The following is a 15,401-nucleotide window of genomic DNA, read 5'->3' on the forward strand; positions in this document are numbered from 1 at the left end:
CGGGTCTGTTTGCTCACAAAACGGGCATTTTACCTCAACCGTTGCCATCAGGCTCTTCTTCTAAATATTTAGGAAAACAGATGAACATTCTACCTGACGATCACCGAGTTGAATACGTGACCCAGAATTTACTCTATATAAGAAAAAATTAGCTGTTAATCGCTCATTTGAAGATAACGTCTAATGGTCGTATACATTTCTTGATTTACGACCATTTTACTTAAAAAATTCAACCATCATCACATCAGTAACTTGGCGTCTCAAAACAATCTGGCATTAAACGCCGCCCTTTACTTAATCCTTCGCATACAAATAAACCGACGCCCGTGATACGCCGAGGTGTTGTGCGATGGTCTCCATGGATTTTTTGACTTCCAGCAGGCCGCTGTCTTTCAGTTCCTGAAGCAGGATTTTTCTGTCCTGCGCTTTTAGCGCCCGTGGTGTGGTGGCAAGCCGGGCGGCGAAGTGATCGATGTGTTGTCTGATCGCTGCCGCGCCGTTTGGTTCTAAATGCTCCGTTACGGAGTCCGACGCGAGCTGGGTGAACTGCGCCAGCGCATTTTGCATGCCGCGAAAGAGTGTCATGTCGACGTTCAGGCACAGCGCCGCGACGTAGTCACCTTCCGCATTTTTGATGCCGACCGAGGTGCTTTTTACCGGGCGTCCGTCTGCAAACTGGTTGGCGTAGTTCGCCAAAATATTGGGAAATTCGGGCGAGGCGATACGGGCAAGGCCCAGTTCCGTTGCAGGCGCACCCACCTCCCTGCCGGAGAGGTTATTGTGAATGGAAAGTATCGCGTGTTCTGGGTTTTTCAGATCGTGCACAACCACTTCACAGAATGGCGCAAACGTTTCGCTCAGCCCTTTCGCTATCGCTTCTAATTGCGTCAGCAGCAGACCTTCTCCAGATGCAGACATATTCCTCTCCCATTCCTCTACTCATGCTTGCGCAAGCGCGTTTTCTGGCGCTGAGTGTACTGTAAGTACACCTGATTTAGTACCCACACGCGATGTCGTCAGCGGTCGCTCCGAGTTCCGCAACACGTACTCGTTCCCACTTTTTTCAGCGACACGCGATGCACCTCACGGTGGTCGAAAACCTAAAGATAAATCACATTAGACAATTTATCTAATTTTGTATATTTTGTTTATCAAGCATTCGACAGCGTCGGAACGACGGTTCCGGTATTCATAATCACTAACATCGGATTATCCAACTATGAGCGACTTACGCCTCCCCACTTACGACGATGTGGTAGCCGCAGCGGAACGTATTGATGGCTATGCCAATAAAACACCGGTGATGACATCGCGCACGGTCAATGACACATTCGGTGCAGAGGTTTTCTTCAAGTGTGAAAACTTCCAGCGTACAGGCGCATTTAAGTTTCGCGGCGCCATGAATGCCTTATTACAATTCACTGACGCGCAAAAAGCGGCTGGCGTGGTCACCTTCTCTTCCGGTAACCATGCGCAGGCGATTGCGCTGGCCGCCAAATTACTCGGCATTCCCGCAACGATTGTCATGCCGCATGATGCCCCCACGATAAAGATCGCCGCAACACGGGGCTACGGTGGCAACGTGGTGCAATACAATCGGTACACTGAAGATCGTGAGCAGATCGGTAACGATCTGGCGAAAAAGCATGGCCTGACGCTCATTCCTCCTTTCGACCATCCGCATGTTATTGCCGGGCAAGGAACGGTGGTGAAAGAGCTATTGGAAGAGACAGGCGAATTGGATGCCTTGTTCGTCTGCGTAGGTGGTGGAGGTTTGCTGGCGGGATCTGCGCTTTCCGCCCGTCAACTGTCTCCACATGGCAAAATTTATGGCGTCGAGCCCCTTGCAGGCAACGATGGGCAGCAATCGCTTCGCAGTGGCCATATCGTGCATATCGACACACCGCAAACCATTGCCGATGGCGCACAAATACAGCAACTCGGCCACTACCCCTTCGCCCTGATTCGTCAGAACGTCGACGATATTCTGACCGTGACGGATGACGACCTGGTTGACACGATGCGGTTTTATGCCGAGCGCATGAAGATCGTCGTTGAGCCAACGGGATGCCTCAGCTTTGCAGCGGCGCGCAATCTCAGGGAATCGCTACGCGGTAAACGCATCGGCATTGTTATCAGCGGCGGGAATGTCGATATCAGCCGCTACGGTGCATTTCTGACCGGCAACGCCTAAGGAAAAAACGATGATCTTTATTTCTGAAGCAGAGTCAGCGGCGCTTATCAGTCATGAGCTGGCTTATGACGCCGTTCGTGAAGCCCTGCTCGCCGCCAGCGAACCTGAAGCACGCAGTTTCCCCGTGGTGCACGGACAAGGCTCCGATCCGGCCAACACCTTCAGCATCAAGGCCTCAGCAACCCATGAACTCGCGGGACTAAAAGTCGGTTCGTTCTGGCCGGGAAACCCCGCCAACGGGCTGCCCCGCCATAATTCCCTCATTCTGCTGTTCGATCAGCAAATCGGGAAAATAGCGGTCGCGATTGAAGCCGGAAAGGTAAACGCCTTTCGTACCGCCGCCGCCAACGCCGTTGCCGCCGATTTGCTGGCAAGACCCGATGCTTCGGTTCTCGCCGTGTTCGGAACCGGTCATCAGGCCCGCTATGAATGCGCCGCGCTGGCAAGAATTCGGCCCATTCGTACCCTGCTGATCGTCGGGCGTGATAGCAGCAAATCCGCAGAGATGGCACAAGAATTCAAGGAAGCCGGACTGGATGCGCACGTCAGCGATGCCGAAAGCGCGTGTCGCGCGGCGGATATCATCGTGACCGCAACGCCATCACGCACGCCGCTGTTTAACGCCGAGTGGGTTAGCGCCGGAACGCATGTTGTCAGCATGGGATCGGACGCCGTCGGCAAGCAGGAACTGCCGCCAGAGCTGTTTACCGCAGGCCGCCTGTTTTGCGATCTGCCTTCCCAGTCCCGAATGATTGGTGACTTCCAACACGCGCCAGCCCATGTGACGCTGACCGCCATCGGCGACGTGATTAGTGCAAGCGCAGCAGGACGACAAACGCCGGACGATATCACCGTGTTTGACAGCTCCGGTTTGTCCATTCAGGACTTATATATCGGCCAACGCATTCTTGCCGCCTGGCAGCAGGCTAAACAAAATGAAGGTGCATAATGAACAATATTGAATGGCTTAACGCGCTGGAAACGCCCTTTTTGCTGATCGATGAGTTCCGCTTTCAACGCAACATCGACAGGCTTTATCAGCGTACGGAAAAATTAGGCAGCCAGATCCGGCCGCATCTCAAAACGCTACGCTCGATTGAAGCCGGTCGCTATCTGCTCAAAGACGCGGCGTCACCCGCGACGGTTTCGACGTTGGCAGAAGCGGAAGCCTTTGCCGCCGCCGGTTATACCAATCTGCTCTACGCCGTAGGGATCGCCCCGCACAAGCTGCCGCGTATCGCCAGCTTAATCCGCAAAGGCGTGGATATTCATATTCTGCTGGATAGCCCAGAACAGGCGCGCGCGGTGACGGATTATGCACGCGCCAATGGCGTGACGTTTTCGGTCTTTATTGAGATCGACTGTGACGGGCATCGCGGCGGCATCCCACCGGAAAGCGGCGCATTACTTGAGCTAGCACAACAGATCGACGGCAACGGCACGACGCTCACCGGCCTGCTGGCACACGCGGGAGAATCGTACGCCTGCCGTACGGACGAGGCGATCAGAGCAGCTGCACGCGCCGAGTGCAAAGCCATCAATACCGCCGGACAGCGAGTGCGCGCGCTGGGAATTGCCTGCCCCGTGCTCAGCGTCGGTGCCACGCCGACGGCGCACTTTGCCGAGGATTTAACTGGCATTACCGAAGTCAGAGCAGGCGTTTTCACCACGTTCGATCTGGTGATGAAAAATGTCGGGGTCTGTTCGCTGGATGATATCGCGCTGTCGGTCGTCAGCACTGTGATTGGACATAATCGCGAAAAAGGCTGGGTGTTTATCGATGCGGGCTGGATGGCACTTTCCCGCGATCGCGGTACGGCCTCTCAGGCAAAAGATTACGGTTACGGGCTGGTTTGCGATCTGTATGGCAGCCCTTACCACGACCTCTGCGTGACGATCACCAATCAGGAACACGGCATCATTGCGCTACCCGCCGACAGTGGGCTTTCGGTCGATCATTTCCCCGTCGGCACGCGGTTGCGGATATTGCCTAACCACGCCTGCGCGACGGCCGCGATGCATCAGCACTATCAGGTGTTGAAATCACGCACGCACGAGCAGGAAACCTGGCAGCGCATTACCGGCTGGTAATGCTCGGCTGACCGTAATCGGTCACACCGTCCGATCTGAACGCGTCGGGCGGTCATTTCGCATTACGCATGTTTATTTCTGCGCGCCGTTAGCGCATTCAGTTCAGTTGCTCGTCCCTAACGTCGGCTCGCAGTTCACCGGAAAATTCACCGAATGGGCGATGTAGCAGGCGTCATGCGCCAGTTCATGCAACTGGGCATACTGCTCGGCAGTAGGCTGCTTTTCGCCGCTGAATGTGACCTGCGGACGCAGCGTGACGTCCAGCATCGCCGTTTTTCCTGCCGCATTCACGCCCATCGTGCCCACCGCGTTATCCTGATAGTCATCGACACAGAAGCGCTTTTTAGCTGCAACGGAAAGAAACCACAGCATATGGCAACTGGACAACGAGGCCACTAGCGCCTCTTCAGGATCGACTGCGTCTTCCAGCGAAAAAGGCAGCGGGACGACATGCGGTGACGACGAGGCGCGCAGCGTAATACCACCGTCAAACTGCCACTGATGCAATCGGCTGTAGCGGTTATCAATAAAATTTTGCCCATCGCGCTGCCAGCAGATTGAAGCACGGTATTCAGACATGATTCAGTTCCCTTTGTTATGGTTTTCCAGCCCTCGCAGTAGCGCTGCAAGGTTAGCATCAAGAGAAGCCAACACATCGGCAGGCAGTACAGAGAGCACCTGACGTTCGTTCTCAATGTGTGCCTCAACGGCACGATTAATCAGTTCAAGCCCTGTGCCGGTGAGTTGCACAAGCGTACTGCGCGCATCCTGTGCGTTCTGCACACGTTCGATAAATCCTCGGGTTTCAAGGCGTTTTAGTCGATGAGTCATGGTGCCTGACGTCACCATCAGCGCGGAGAACAGTTCCGTCGGGCTGAGGCAATGTGGCGCACCGGCACGCCGCAGCGTAGCCAGCATATCAAACTCCCAACTGCTCAGTTCAAATCGGGAGAAACAGGCCTCCAGACGCAGTTCGAGGAACGCAGCACATCGTCTGAGGCGTCCAATCGGTCCCATGGGGCTGGCATCCAGATCGGGCCGTTCGCGCCGCCACTGTTCAAGGATGGCATCTACCGCGTCGTATTCGCGTTCGCTGGTTTGATTTTTCATTTATCTTGACTTCAAGGTAATTAATCAACACTATCATGATATCTTGAATTGAAGGTAAAGTCATGAACACTACATCCTCACCACACTATTGGCGTGACGTCCTACTCACGGCGCTGGCTCCCGCGATTTGGGGCTCGACCTACATCGTGACATCAGAAATCCTGCCGCCAGATCGCCCCTTTACGGCGGCGCTTATCCGCGTATTGCCTGCGGGTCTGCTACTGCTCTTATTCACGCGCCGCTTCCCCGCCCGCCGAGACTGGTGGCGTGTGCTCGTGCTCAGCGCCCTGAATATCGGCGTCTTTCAAGCGCTGCTGTTTGTCGCGGCTTATCGTTTGCCAGGCGGACTGGCAGCCGTCCTTGGCGCGATCCAACCGCTGCTGGTGATGGTGTTGGTCTGGGCAGTGGATCATCGTGCGCCCAGACTGGCGACGCTGTGGTCGGCGATCATCGGTGTGGCGGGCATGGCCATTTTGCTGCTGTCGCCGCAGACAACATTTGAGCCCGTGGGCATTGCCGCCGCGCTGCTGGGGGCGGTATGTATGGCGACCGGGGTCTGGTTAACACGTCGCTGGCAACTTGATTTGCCCGTACTGCCGCTTACCGGCTGGCAACTCTTCCTCGGCGGGTTGATGCTGGCACCCGTTGCATGGATAGCCGATGCGCCGCTGCCTGCTTTAACCCTGCCACAGTGGGCCGCCTATTCCTATCTCTGTCTTGCGGGTGCCGTGCTCGCTTATGGGCTCTGGTTTCGTGGCGTATCGCGCCTGCCGACGGTTGCCGTTGCCTCATTGGGGTTGCTGAGCCCGCTGACCGCCGTGGTGCTAGGCTGGGCGTTGCTTTCACAGTCGATGACCGGTACGGCATTTCTGGGTTTGGCCATCGTATTAGCCAGCGTCTTCGCCGTGCAATGGACGACGGCGCGGGGTAAATAATCAACGAAGAACTGCTGATGGCGTTCGTTGTTGGCGGGGAAAGATGAAAAGGAAGGCGTTAAAACAGCGGCGTTATGATAACGCCGCTGTGTTTATCATACTTAGCGACGGTTACGTACTAACTGGTAGCGACGCGTCAGGTACTCGACCGGAGCGCTCCAGATGTGAACCAGACGGCAGAACGGGAACAGAACAAACAGCGTCAGCCCCAGCACGATGTGCAGCTTGAAGATCAGTGCGACACCCGCCAAATGCTCAGACGCCCCGCCCTGGAAGAACGCTACGCTTTGCGCCCAACCGACCAGCTTCAGCATTTCACTGCCGTCCATATGCTGTGCAGAGAATGGGATAGTCAGCAGCCCTAAACCAGCCTGAATCACCAGCAGAGACAGAATGAGAATGTCGCCAACGCTGGACGTGGCACGAATACGCGGGTTGGTCAGACGGCGCTTTAACAACAGCACGCCACCGACAAACGTCAGCAGACCTGCCGCACCACCGCCGAACATCGCCATTTTCTGTTTTACATCCATTGGCAGGAAGGCTTCGTACATCCAGTGCGGCGTCAGCATACCGAGGAAGTGCCCGGCAAATACGCCCAGAATCCCCAGATGGAACAGGTTAGACGCCAGACGCATCCCTTTCTTATCCAGCATTTGGCTCGAACCGGCACGCCAGCTGTACTGACCGTAGTCATAACGCAGCCAGCTGCCAATCAGGAAAATAGCCATCGCCAGGTAAGGATAGATGTCAAAAAAGAATATATTGAAATAGTTCGTGATTGCACTCATTAGCGTTGCCCTCCCGCTGATGTAGCGTCAAGATTCAGATATTGCGGCACCACCGCGCCAGCGAAGCGGCGTTGGTGTTGCGTTTGTTGGGCCGATGCGCAGCCTTCTTCGCCGAGGAATTTAACCTGTTCCTCTTCCCACACGGCATCCAGCGCCTGCGGCGTGTCGTCGCGCGCTTCGTCAGCGACCTGATGTGTGACATCGTCACTTTTCAGGTCACTGCCGGACAACGCCAACAGCAGATCGAACAGCACGGCATAGCTGCTGTCGCGCTGCTGCAAACGCGCACCAATCAACGCCAGAATCGGCGCGATGTCGAGTAAACCCGCGCGACCTTGCGCGGGTTCCAGACGAGAAAGGTACTCAAGATACAGCGGCAGGTAATCCGGCAACTCACGGCAATCCAGTGCCAGACCGGCATCCTGATATTGCTGCATGAGATCGACCATCGCCTGACCACGATCGCGAGACTCACCGTGAACGTGTTCGAACAGCAGCAGCGAGGTCGCCCGACCGCGGTCAAACAGGCCGCTATATTCTGCCTGTTTGTCCAACAAATCCTGCGCGCACAGCGTATTGATGAACTGCATGAGCTGATGACTCTCGCGCAGCGGCAAAGCATCAGCCTGCTCTACCGCTTCGATCAACTCAGCCCGGTTCTCCCACAGCTCGCTGTCGGGATAGTCCAGCAGGCGGGCAATAATCCGCAGGCTAATCATGGTTCGTCTCCCGCATGATTTTGCTGTTCATGTCGCGCGTTTTGTTGCTGACATCAATGGCATCAATACGCTTGCTGTTGAACAGGTTGAATTTGGTATCGCTGCCGTGGCAACCATCGCCAAAGCTGAAACCGCAGCCTTTGCTTTCTGGGAAAGCTTCACGCGCCAGTTCACGATGGCTTGATGGAATCACGAAACGATCTTCGTAGTTCGCAATCGCCAGATAGCGGTACATTTCCTGCGCCTGCGCTTCGGTCAGCCCAACCTGTTCCAGCGCGCTGGTATCGATTTTGCCTTCTACGGTTTCTGCACGTTTGTAGTGACGCATCGCCAGCATACGTTTCAGCGCCAGCAATACGGGCTCGGTATCCCCTGCGGTCAGCAGGTTCGCCAGATATTGCACTGGAATACGCAGACTTTCGACGTCCGGCAGTACGCCGGTGTGCGCCAATTGACCTGCATCCGCAGCAGACTGAATCGGTGACAACGGCGGCACGTACCAGACCATCGGCAGCGTGCGGTATTCTGGGTGCAGCGGCAGCGCCAACTTCCAGTCCATCGCCATTTTGTATACCGGCGACTGCTGTGCCGCTTCAATGACGCTGTTTGGAATGCCGTCTTTCAGCGCTTGTTCAATGACTTTCGGGTCGTGCGGATCAAGGAACACATCCAGTTGGCTCTGGTACAGATCTTTCTCGTTTTCCACAGAGGCCGCTTGCTCGATGCGGTCGGCATCATAGAGCAGTACGCCCAGATAGCGGATACGTCCGACGCAGGTTTCTGAGCAGAGCGTCGGTTGACCACTTTCGATACGCGGGTAGCAGAAAATACATTTTTCTGATTTGCCGCTCTTCCAGTTGAAGTAGATTTTCTTGTACGGGCAACCGGTCAGACACATACGCCAGCCGCGGCATTTGTCCTGATCGATCAGGACGATACCGTCTTCGCCACGTTTGTAGATCGCGCCGCTCGGACAGGTCGCCACACACGCCGGGTTCAGGCAGTGTTCGCACAGACGCGGCAGATACATCATGAACGTGTTTTCGAACTGGCCGTACATCTCTTTCTGCATATGCTCAAAGTTCTTATCTTTGGAGCGCACGCTGAATTCACCACCCAGATCGTCTTCCCAGTTCGGGCCGTTCTCGATTTTCTTCATCCGCTGACCGGTAATCAGCGAGCGCGGACGCGCGACAGGCTGATGCTTGCCTTCCGGCGCTTTACGCAGGTTCTGATAGTCGTAGTCAAACGGCTCATAGTAGTCGTCGATTTCCGGCACATCCGGGTTAGCGAAGATTTTGGACAACACGCTGATGCGGTTACCCATACGCGGTTCGAGCTTACCGCTGATTTTACGGATCCAGCCGCCCTTCCATTTTTCCTGATCTTCCCAGGCATGGGGATAACCCACGCCCGGTTTGGTTTCGACGTTGTTGAACCAGGCGTATTCCATCCCTTCACGGCTGGTCCAGACGTTTTTACAGCTAACGGAGCAGGTGTGACAGCCGATGCATTTGTCCAGATTCAGCACCATGCCCACTTGTGAACGAATTTTCATCAGGCTTTCTCCTGCTGTACCGCTTTTTGTACATAGTCCTGGCCTTCATCATCCAGCCAGTCGATGCGTTTCATTTTACGAACTACGACGAACTCATCGCGGTTTGACCCAACGGTGCCATAGTAGTTAAAGCCATAAGCCAGTTGGGCATAGCCGCCGATCATATGGGTCGGTTTCGGTGTGATACGGGTTACCGAGTTGTGAATACCGCCGCGCTGCTGGGTAATTTCCGACCCCGGCAGGTTAATAATGCGTTCCTGCGCGTGGTACATCATGGTCATTCCCGCTGGCACACGCTGGCTGACAACCGCACGCGCCGTCAGCGCACCGTTGGCGTTAAACGCTTCTACCCAGTCGTTATCCGCAATACCCAAATCGCGGGCATCGTCTTCGCTCAGCCAGATAATCGGGCCACCGCGACCCAACGTCAGCATCAACAGGTTGTCGCTGTACGTGGAGTGAATACCCCATTTCTGGTGCGGCGTCAGGAAGTTCAGCGGTTTTTCCGGGTTGCCGTTAGGTTTCTTATTCATCACCGGCTCAGCCGCACGGGTGTCGACCGGCGGACGGTATACCAGCAGGCTTTCACCGAAGGCACGCATCCACTCATGGTCTTGATACAGCTGTTGGCGACCGGACAGCGTACGCCACGGAATCAGCTCATGAACGTTGGTATAACAGGCGTTATAGGAAACGTGTTCATCTTCCAAACCAGACCAGGTCGGGCTGGAGATAATCTTGCGCGGCTGCGCCTGAATATCGCGGAAGCGAATTTTTTCGTCTTCTTTATTCAGTGCCAGATGCGTGTGGTCACGACCAGTGAATTTGCTCAGCGCTTCCCATGCCTTCACCGCTACCTGACCGTTGGTTTCCGGAGCCAGAGACAGAATCACTTCTGCCGCATCGATCGCCGTTTCAATCTTCGGACGACCCGCCGCCGCACCGTCAGCCTTGGTGTAGTTCAGTTTTTTCAGGAAATCGACTTCGGTCTGCGTGTTCCAGCCGATGCCTTTACCGCCGTTGCCCAGCTTGTCCATCAATGGACCGAGCGAGGTGAAACGTTCGTACAGGTTCGGGTAATCGCGCTCCACCATCATCAGGTGCGGTGCAGTTTTGCCCGGAATCAGATCGCATTCGCCTTTTTTCCAGTCATCCACGCCGAACGGCTGCGCCATTTCAGCCGGGGAATCGTGTTGAATAGGCAAGGTAACCAGATCGGTTTCCTGACCAAGGTGTCCCTGACAGACGCGGGAGAAGGCTTTCGCGATGCCTTTGTAGATTTCCCAGTCACTTTTGGAATCCCACGCCGGATCGACAGCCGCAGACAGCGGGTGAATAAACGGATGCATATCCGAGGTATTCATGTCGTCTTTTTCGTACCAGGTTGCCGTTGGCAGGACGATGTCGGAGTACAGGCAGGTGCTAGACATACGGAAATCAAGCGTCACCACCAGATCCAGTTTGCCTTCAACGCCCTGGTCGCGCCATTCCACTTCTTCCGGCTTCACGCTGCCCGCGGTACCCAGATCTTGCCCTTGAATGCCGTGCTCCGTACCCAGCAGGTACTTCAGCATGTATTCGTGGCCTTTACCGGAGGAACCCAGCAGGTTAGAACGCCAGATGAACAGGTTGCGTGGGTAGTTTTGCTCACTATCCGGCTGTTCAGCGGCAAATTTGATTTCGCCTGATTTCAACGCAGCAACGGTATATTCCTGCGGCGTGACACCAGCAGCACGCGCTTTCTCTGCGATATCCAGCGGGTTAACGTTCAGCTGCGGTGCAGACGGCAACCAGCCCATACGCTCGGCGCGCACGTTGAAGTCAATCATGCTGCCAGTAAAGCGAGATTTATCCGCCAGTGGTGACAGCAGTTCCTGCGGCGCGACGGTTTCATAACGCCACTGGCTGGAATGGTTATAGAAGAACGACGTACTGTTCATGTGACGAGGCGGACGCTGCCAGTCCAGACCAAACGCCAGCGGCGTCCAACCGGTTTGCGGACGCAGTTTTTCTTGTCCGACATAGTGCGCCCAGCCGCCACCGCTCTGACCAACACAGCCGCAGAAAATCAGCATGTTGATGATGCCGCGGTAGTTCATGTCCATGTGGTACCAGTGGTTGATACCGGCACCGACGATGACCATCGAACGACCGTGCGTTTTATCGGCGTTATCCGCGAATTCACGCGCAATACGGATGATGTTCTGACGAGAAACGCCAGTAATCTTCTCGGCCCAGGCTGGGCTGTACGCTTTCACATCGTCATAATCACGTGCGCAGTTGTCGTCGCCCAGACCGCGATCCAGACCGTAGTTCGCCATCGTCAGGTCATACACGCAGGCAACCAGCGCTTCGCTACCGTCAGCCAGCGTCAGGCGCTTAACCGGCAGTTTGTGCAGCAGGATTTCTTCTAGCGCAACATTGTTGAAATGTTCGCTGACCGCGCCGCCAAAATACGGGAAGCCGACATCAACCACATCGTCGTGCGAGCCCAGCAGGCTCAAGCGCAGCTTCACTTCTTCGCCGCTCACGCCGTCGCGCTGTTCCAGGTTCCATTTGCCCTGATCGCCCCAACGGTAGCCGATCGACCCTTGCGGAGCCGTCAGATTGCCGCTTTCATCGTCAATCGCGATGGTTTTCCACTGCGGGTTGTTGTCCTGGCCGAGGTTGTCCACCAGATCGGAAGCACGCAGCAGTCGACCCGCCGCGTAGTAACCGTCTTCACGCGGCTCCAGCAGCACCAGCATCGGTAAGTCCGTGTATTGACGAACGTACTCGCTGAAATACTGGCTCGGTTTGTCGAGGTGGAACTCTTTCAGAATAACGTGGCCCATTGCCAGCGCCATTGCGCTGTCGGTACCTTGTTTCGGGTTCAGCCAGTGGTCGCACAGCTTGGCGATTTCAGCGTAGTCCGGCGTGACCGCAACGGTTTTGGTGCCTTTGTAGCGAACTTCCGTAAAGAAGTGCGCATCCGGCGTACGGGTTTGCGGAACGTTAGAGCCCCAGGCAATGATGTAAGAGGAGTTATACCAGTCGGCAGACTCCGGTACGTCAGTCTGCTCACCCCAGGTCATCGGTGACGCCGGTGGCAAGTCACAGTACCAGTCGTAGAAGCTCAGGCACACACCGCCGAGCAGAGAAAGGTAACGGGCGCCCGCTGCGTAGGACACCATCGACATCGCAGGAATCGGTGAGAAACCGATCACGCGGTCTGGGCCGAAGGTCTTGGTGGTGTAAACGTTAGAGGCAGCGATCAGTTCGTTGACTTCATTCCAGTCAGAACGAACGAAGCCACCACGGCCACGAATTTGTTTGTAGTATTTGGTTTTTTCGGGGTCATTGACGATAGACGCCCAGGCATCCACCGGATCGCTATGCGTCAGTTTCGCTTCACGCCACAGTTTCAGCAGGCGCTTACGCATCATTGGGTATTTTAGGCGGTTGGCGCTGTAGAGATACCAAGAGTAGCTGGCACCGCGTGGGCAGCCGCGAGGTTCATGGTTAGGCAGGTCCGGGCGGGTGCGCGGGTAGTCAGTCTGCTGCGTTTCCCACGTCACCAGACCGTTTTTCACATAAATCTTCCAGCTACATGAACCGGTACAGTTTACCCCGTGGGTAGAACGCACGATTTTGTCATGCTGCCAGCGACTGCGATAGCCGTCTTCCCAGTCACGATTGGTATTGAGGGTCTGGCCATGCCCATCGGAAAACGGTTCGGCCAGTTGTTTGAAGTAACGTAACCGGTCAAGGAATTTGCTCATCCGGACTCTCCTGCTGCGAAGCCTGCTGGCCCCTGTCGTTATGAAATGCTCGTAGCAGACATCTGTTTTTGCTTACGACACATCGCTCAAGTTGGCGCTAGGGTATCCAGCAACCGCGTTGTCAAACTTGATAACGATCAAGAGTGTCACCCTGTGAAAAACGGAGTATATCGCTAACTACCACCAAAGAATTATTACAGAAAAAACACATAATTAATTGATTTTAAAAGATAAAAATAAAACCATTCGTTTTGTGCTTATACTGAATTCATACACACGACTATTTAGAGGTAGTAGTCGGGAAGCGACGAAAAATCGTACAAATTCAGTAAAGGGGGTAGCTGGATGCAGCGCGAAAAAAAACGCCTCCCCGAAAAGGAGGAGGCGTCGTAGTTATATTTTTATGTTTTATGCAGATATTGCGAATGTTTCGTGCGCGACAACACTGTCATTTTCATGCTACTTCGTAGCACGCGCCCGACAAGGAGCGCTCAATTGCCGCGCTCCTTGACCTGTGGCTATTTGGCGCTAATTGTGTCGCTACGCGATACCTTCGGCGTTCGTGGCTGCAATTCGGGCCACCAGTGACGCGTTCCCGACGCGGCACTGGTTTTCGTCGCATCCATGCGCCTCACCCGGCAACCACGCCCACCTCAGCACAATTTTTTACGCCGGGAAAAACGAAGGCAGAGAATATTTCGGAAATGTAGGCCGCTAACTTTTCTTTCTGGCATAGAACAACCAGGTCACCAATACACACACGACATAGCACACCACAAACACCTTCATCGCACCGGTAGGTGAACCGGTTAACTCAAGCGACATCCCGAAGGCTTGAGGAATGAAGAAGCCGCCGATAGCGCCAATGGCTGAGATAAAGCCCAGCGCTGCTGCGGTATCCGTGGCTGCTGTACGCTGCGCATCCGCATCGCTTCCACCTTGAGTTTTCACGCGATCTGCCGTTAATTTACGGAAAATCACGGCGATCATCTGGAAGGTTGACCCACTCCCCAGACCAGCCGTCAGGAACAGCATCATGAAGATGCCAAAGAACATCCCGAATGAACCCGCAGAGTTCGCACTCGGCAGGGACAGGAACAGTAATACCGAGAGAATCACCATCAAGATGAAGTTAATCAACGTGACTTTCACACCGCCAAAACGGTCAGACAGCATTCCGCCCACCGGACGCGCCAACGCCCCCAGCAGTGGTCCAAAGAACGCGTAGTACAGAATCACGATGTCTGGAAACTGTGTTCTGGACAGCATGCCGAAGCCCGCCGAAAAGCCGATAAATGAGCCAAATGTGGACAAGTACAGAAAGCTGAGCACCCACAGATGCATTTGCTTCAGAACCGGCAACTGCTTGCGTATTGACGCATTAGGCGCAGGAAGATCGTTCATGCCAAACCAGGCAGCGGTTGCAGCAATCACCAAAAACGGTACCCACATCCATGCTGCATGGTGCAGCCAGATCTGGTGCCCGTCAGGCTGAACAACGCCATTGCCAGAGAAGCCCAGAATCGGCAGGAAAATCACCACCGGCACCAGCAACTGCATCACGCTCACACCGAGGTTGCCCAACCCGCCGTTAATGCCTAACGCACTACCCTGACGTGATTTGGGAAAGAAGAAACTGATGTTCGCCATGCTGGACGCGAAGTTAGCACCCGCGAAACCACACATCAGAGAAATGGTGACGAAAATGCTGTACGGCGTTTGCGGGTTTTGTACGGCAAACCCGAGCCAAATACACGGGATCACCAGAATGATGGTACTTAATGTCGTCCAACGGCGACCGCCAACCATTGGGATAACGAAGGAGTATGGAACACGTAATAGCGCACCGGAGACAGAAGGCAGCGCGGTCAGCAAAAATAACTGGTCTGTGGTAAAACTAAATCCGACCTTGTTTAGGTTAACGGCTACGGTGCTGAAAATCATCCAGACACAAAACGATAACAGCAGGCACGGTACAGAGATCCAAAGATTACGCTGTGCTATCCGTTGGCCGCCAGATTGCCAGAATTTTGTATCTTCAGGGTTCCATTCCCTTATCAGCGTGCTTTGCGATACTTTTTCGGGTGATGAAGGCTGCGTCATAAAAACCTCGATAAATAAAAACGCGGTAGAATTAAGGCGCAACATTAGGGATTACACCGCAGGTAAAGTTGATGCAAATCAACGCGCTGTCAGGTAAAAAAACCGTGTAAAAATAACCACACTCCTTAATGAGTAATAA

Annotated in this window: 12 protein-coding genes; 4 read left to right on the forward strand and 8 right to left on the reverse strand. The window is 54.7% G+C overall.

Annotation, left to right across the window (positions count from 1 at the left end; all coding sequences use genetic code 11):
• Positions 1–294: 294 nt before the first annotated feature.
• A complete protein-coding gene (locus Q3A88_RS16400; RefSeq protein WP_180786497.1) occupies positions 295–918 on the reverse strand; it encodes a transcriptional regulator in 624 nt (207 codons plus the stop codon).
• A 301-nt stretch (positions 919–1,219) separates the two neighbouring features.
• Here Q3A88_RS16400 and Q3A88_RS16405 point away from each other — a divergent pair, with 301 nt between their 5' ends.
• Genes Q3A88_RS16405 through Q3A88_RS16415 form a run of 3 tightly spaced genes read left to right on the forward strand, consistent with a single transcriptional unit; the run spans position 1,220 to position 4,285 of the window.
• Complete coding sequence (locus tag Q3A88_RS16405; protein ID WP_317178299.1) at positions 1,220–2,194, forward strand: threo-3-hydroxy-L-aspartate ammonia-lyase; 975 nt, start codon at positions 1,220–1,222, stop codon at positions 2,192–2,194.
• Positions 2,195–2,204: 10 nt separating this feature from the next.
• Entirely contained in the window at positions 2,205–3,143 is a 939-nt protein-coding gene (locus Q3A88_RS16410) for an ornithine cyclodeaminase family protein (RefSeq protein WP_205559308.1), read from the forward strand.
• Complete coding sequence (locus Q3A88_RS16415; protein WP_317178300.1) at positions 3,143–4,285, forward strand: DSD1 family PLP-dependent enzyme; 1,143 nt, start codon at positions 3,143–3,145, stop codon at positions 4,283–4,285. Before Q3A88_RS16410 ends, Q3A88_RS16415 begins: the two co-directional genes overlap by 1 nt.
• A 102-nt stretch (positions 4,286–4,387) precedes the next feature.
• Here Q3A88_RS16415 and Q3A88_RS16420 read toward each other — a convergent pair whose 3' ends face one another.
• Together Q3A88_RS16420 and Q3A88_RS16425 are read right to left on the reverse strand one after the other, a co-directional pair.
• On the reverse strand, positions 4,388–4,864 hold the full coding sequence (locus tag Q3A88_RS16420; protein ID WP_317178301.1) for an OsmC family protein: 477 nt from the start codon (positions 4,862–4,864) through the stop codon (positions 4,388–4,390).
• A gap of 3 nt (positions 4,865–4,867) precedes the next feature.
• Complete coding sequence (locus Q3A88_RS16425) at positions 4,868–5,395, reverse strand: MarR family winged helix-turn-helix transcriptional regulator (protein WP_039288856.1); 528 nt, start codon at positions 5,393–5,395, stop codon at positions 4,868–4,870.
• Positions 5,396–5,457: 62 nt separating this feature from the next.
• On the opposite strand from Q3A88_RS16425, the gene Q3A88_RS16430 reads away from it, so the two are divergent.
• Complete coding sequence (locus Q3A88_RS16430; RefSeq protein ID WP_039467599.1) at positions 5,458–6,330, forward strand: EamA family transporter; 873 nt, start codon at positions 5,458–5,460, stop codon at positions 6,328–6,330.
• 101 nt (positions 6,331–6,431) lie between these two features.
• Here the strand turns inward: Q3A88_RS16430 and narI are convergent, their stop codons facing one another.
• The 5 genes from narI to Q3A88_RS16455 all read right to left on the reverse strand — a co-directional run bounded on the left by narI (position 6,432) and on the right by Q3A88_RS16455 (position 15,262).
• The gene (gene narI, locus Q3A88_RS16435; RefSeq protein ID WP_014915594.1) at positions 6,432–7,121 is read right to left on the reverse strand and encodes a respiratory nitrate reductase subunit gamma; all 690 of its coding nucleotides are present in this window, start codon (positions 7,119–7,121) and stop codon (positions 6,432–6,434) included.
• Complete coding sequence (narJ, locus tag Q3A88_RS16440; RefSeq protein WP_014915595.1) at positions 7,121–7,840, reverse strand: nitrate reductase molybdenum cofactor assembly chaperone; 720 nt, start codon at positions 7,838–7,840, stop codon at positions 7,121–7,123. The genes narI and narJ overlap by 1 nt, the downstream gene beginning before the upstream one ends.
• Positions 7,833–9,398, reverse strand: coding sequence for a nitrate reductase subunit beta (gene narH, locus Q3A88_RS16445; RefSeq protein ID WP_010276902.1), 1,566 nt, complete (start codon positions 9,396–9,398; stop codon positions 7,833–7,835). Before narH ends, narJ begins: the two co-directional genes overlap by 8 nt.
• Entirely contained in the window at positions 9,398–13,159 is a 3,762-nt protein-coding gene (locus Q3A88_RS16450) for a nitrate reductase subunit alpha (RefSeq protein WP_317178302.1), read from the reverse strand. Before Q3A88_RS16450 ends, narH begins: the two co-directional genes overlap by 1 nt.
• 714 nt (positions 13,160–13,873) lie before the next feature.
• On the reverse strand, positions 13,874–15,262 hold the full coding sequence (locus Q3A88_RS16455; protein WP_039289088.1) for a NarK family nitrate/nitrite MFS transporter: 1,389 nt from the start codon (positions 15,260–15,262) through the stop codon (positions 13,874–13,876).
• Positions 15,263–15,401: the final 139 nt, after the last annotated feature.

The sequence above is a fragment of the Pectobacterium sp. HCp5_1 genome, assembly GCF_032905925.1.
Lineage (GTDB): Bacteria > Pseudomonadota > Gammaproteobacteria > Enterobacterales > Enterobacteriaceae > Pectobacterium > Pectobacterium brasiliense_A.

What these genes read in the sequence shown, in the direction of transcription:
- Q3A88_RS16400 (WP_180786497.1), bottom strand. Translation starts at nt 918, where the DNA reads ATGTCTGCATCTGGAGAAGGTCTGCTGCTGACGCAATTAGAAGCGATA.
- Q3A88_RS16405 (WP_317178299.1), top strand. Translation starts at nt 1,220, where the DNA reads ATGAGCGACTTACGCCTCCCCACTTACGACGATGTGGTAGCCGCAGCG.
- Q3A88_RS16410 (WP_205559308.1), top strand. Translation starts at nt 2,205, where the DNA reads ATGATCTTTATTTCTGAAGCAGAGTCAGCGGCGCTTATCAGTCATGAG.
- Q3A88_RS16415 (WP_317178300.1), top strand. Translation starts at nt 3,143, where the DNA reads ATGAACAATATTGAATGGCTTAACGCGCTGGAAACGCCCTTTTTGCTG.
- Q3A88_RS16420 (WP_317178301.1), bottom strand. Translation starts at nt 4,864, where the DNA reads ATGTCTGAATACCGTGCTTCAATCTGCTGGCAGCGCGATGGGCAAAAT.
- Q3A88_RS16425 (WP_039288856.1), bottom strand. Translation starts at nt 5,395, where the DNA reads ATGAAAAATCAAACCAGCGAACGCGAATACGACGCGGTAGATGCCATC.
- Q3A88_RS16430 (WP_039467599.1), top strand. Translation starts at nt 5,458, where the DNA reads ATGAACACTACATCCTCACCACACTATTGGCGTGACGTCCTACTCACG.
- narI (WP_014915594.1), bottom strand. Translation starts at nt 7,121, where the DNA reads ATGAGTGCAATCACGAACTATTTCAATATATTCTTTTTTGACATCTAT.
- narJ (WP_014915595.1), bottom strand. Translation starts at nt 7,840, where the DNA reads ATGATTAGCCTGCGGATTATTGCCCGCCTGCTGGACTATCCCGACAGC.
- narH (WP_010276902.1), bottom strand. Translation starts at nt 9,398, where the DNA reads ATGAAAATTCGTTCACAAGTGGGCATGGTGCTGAATCTGGACAAATGC.
- Q3A88_RS16450 (WP_317178302.1), bottom strand. Translation starts at nt 13,159, where the DNA reads ATGAGCAAATTCCTTGACCGGTTACGTTACTTCAAACAACTGGCCGAA.
- Q3A88_RS16455 (WP_039289088.1), bottom strand. Translation starts at nt 15,262, where the DNA reads ATGACGCAGCCTTCATCACCCGAAAAAGTATCGCAAAGCACGCTGATA.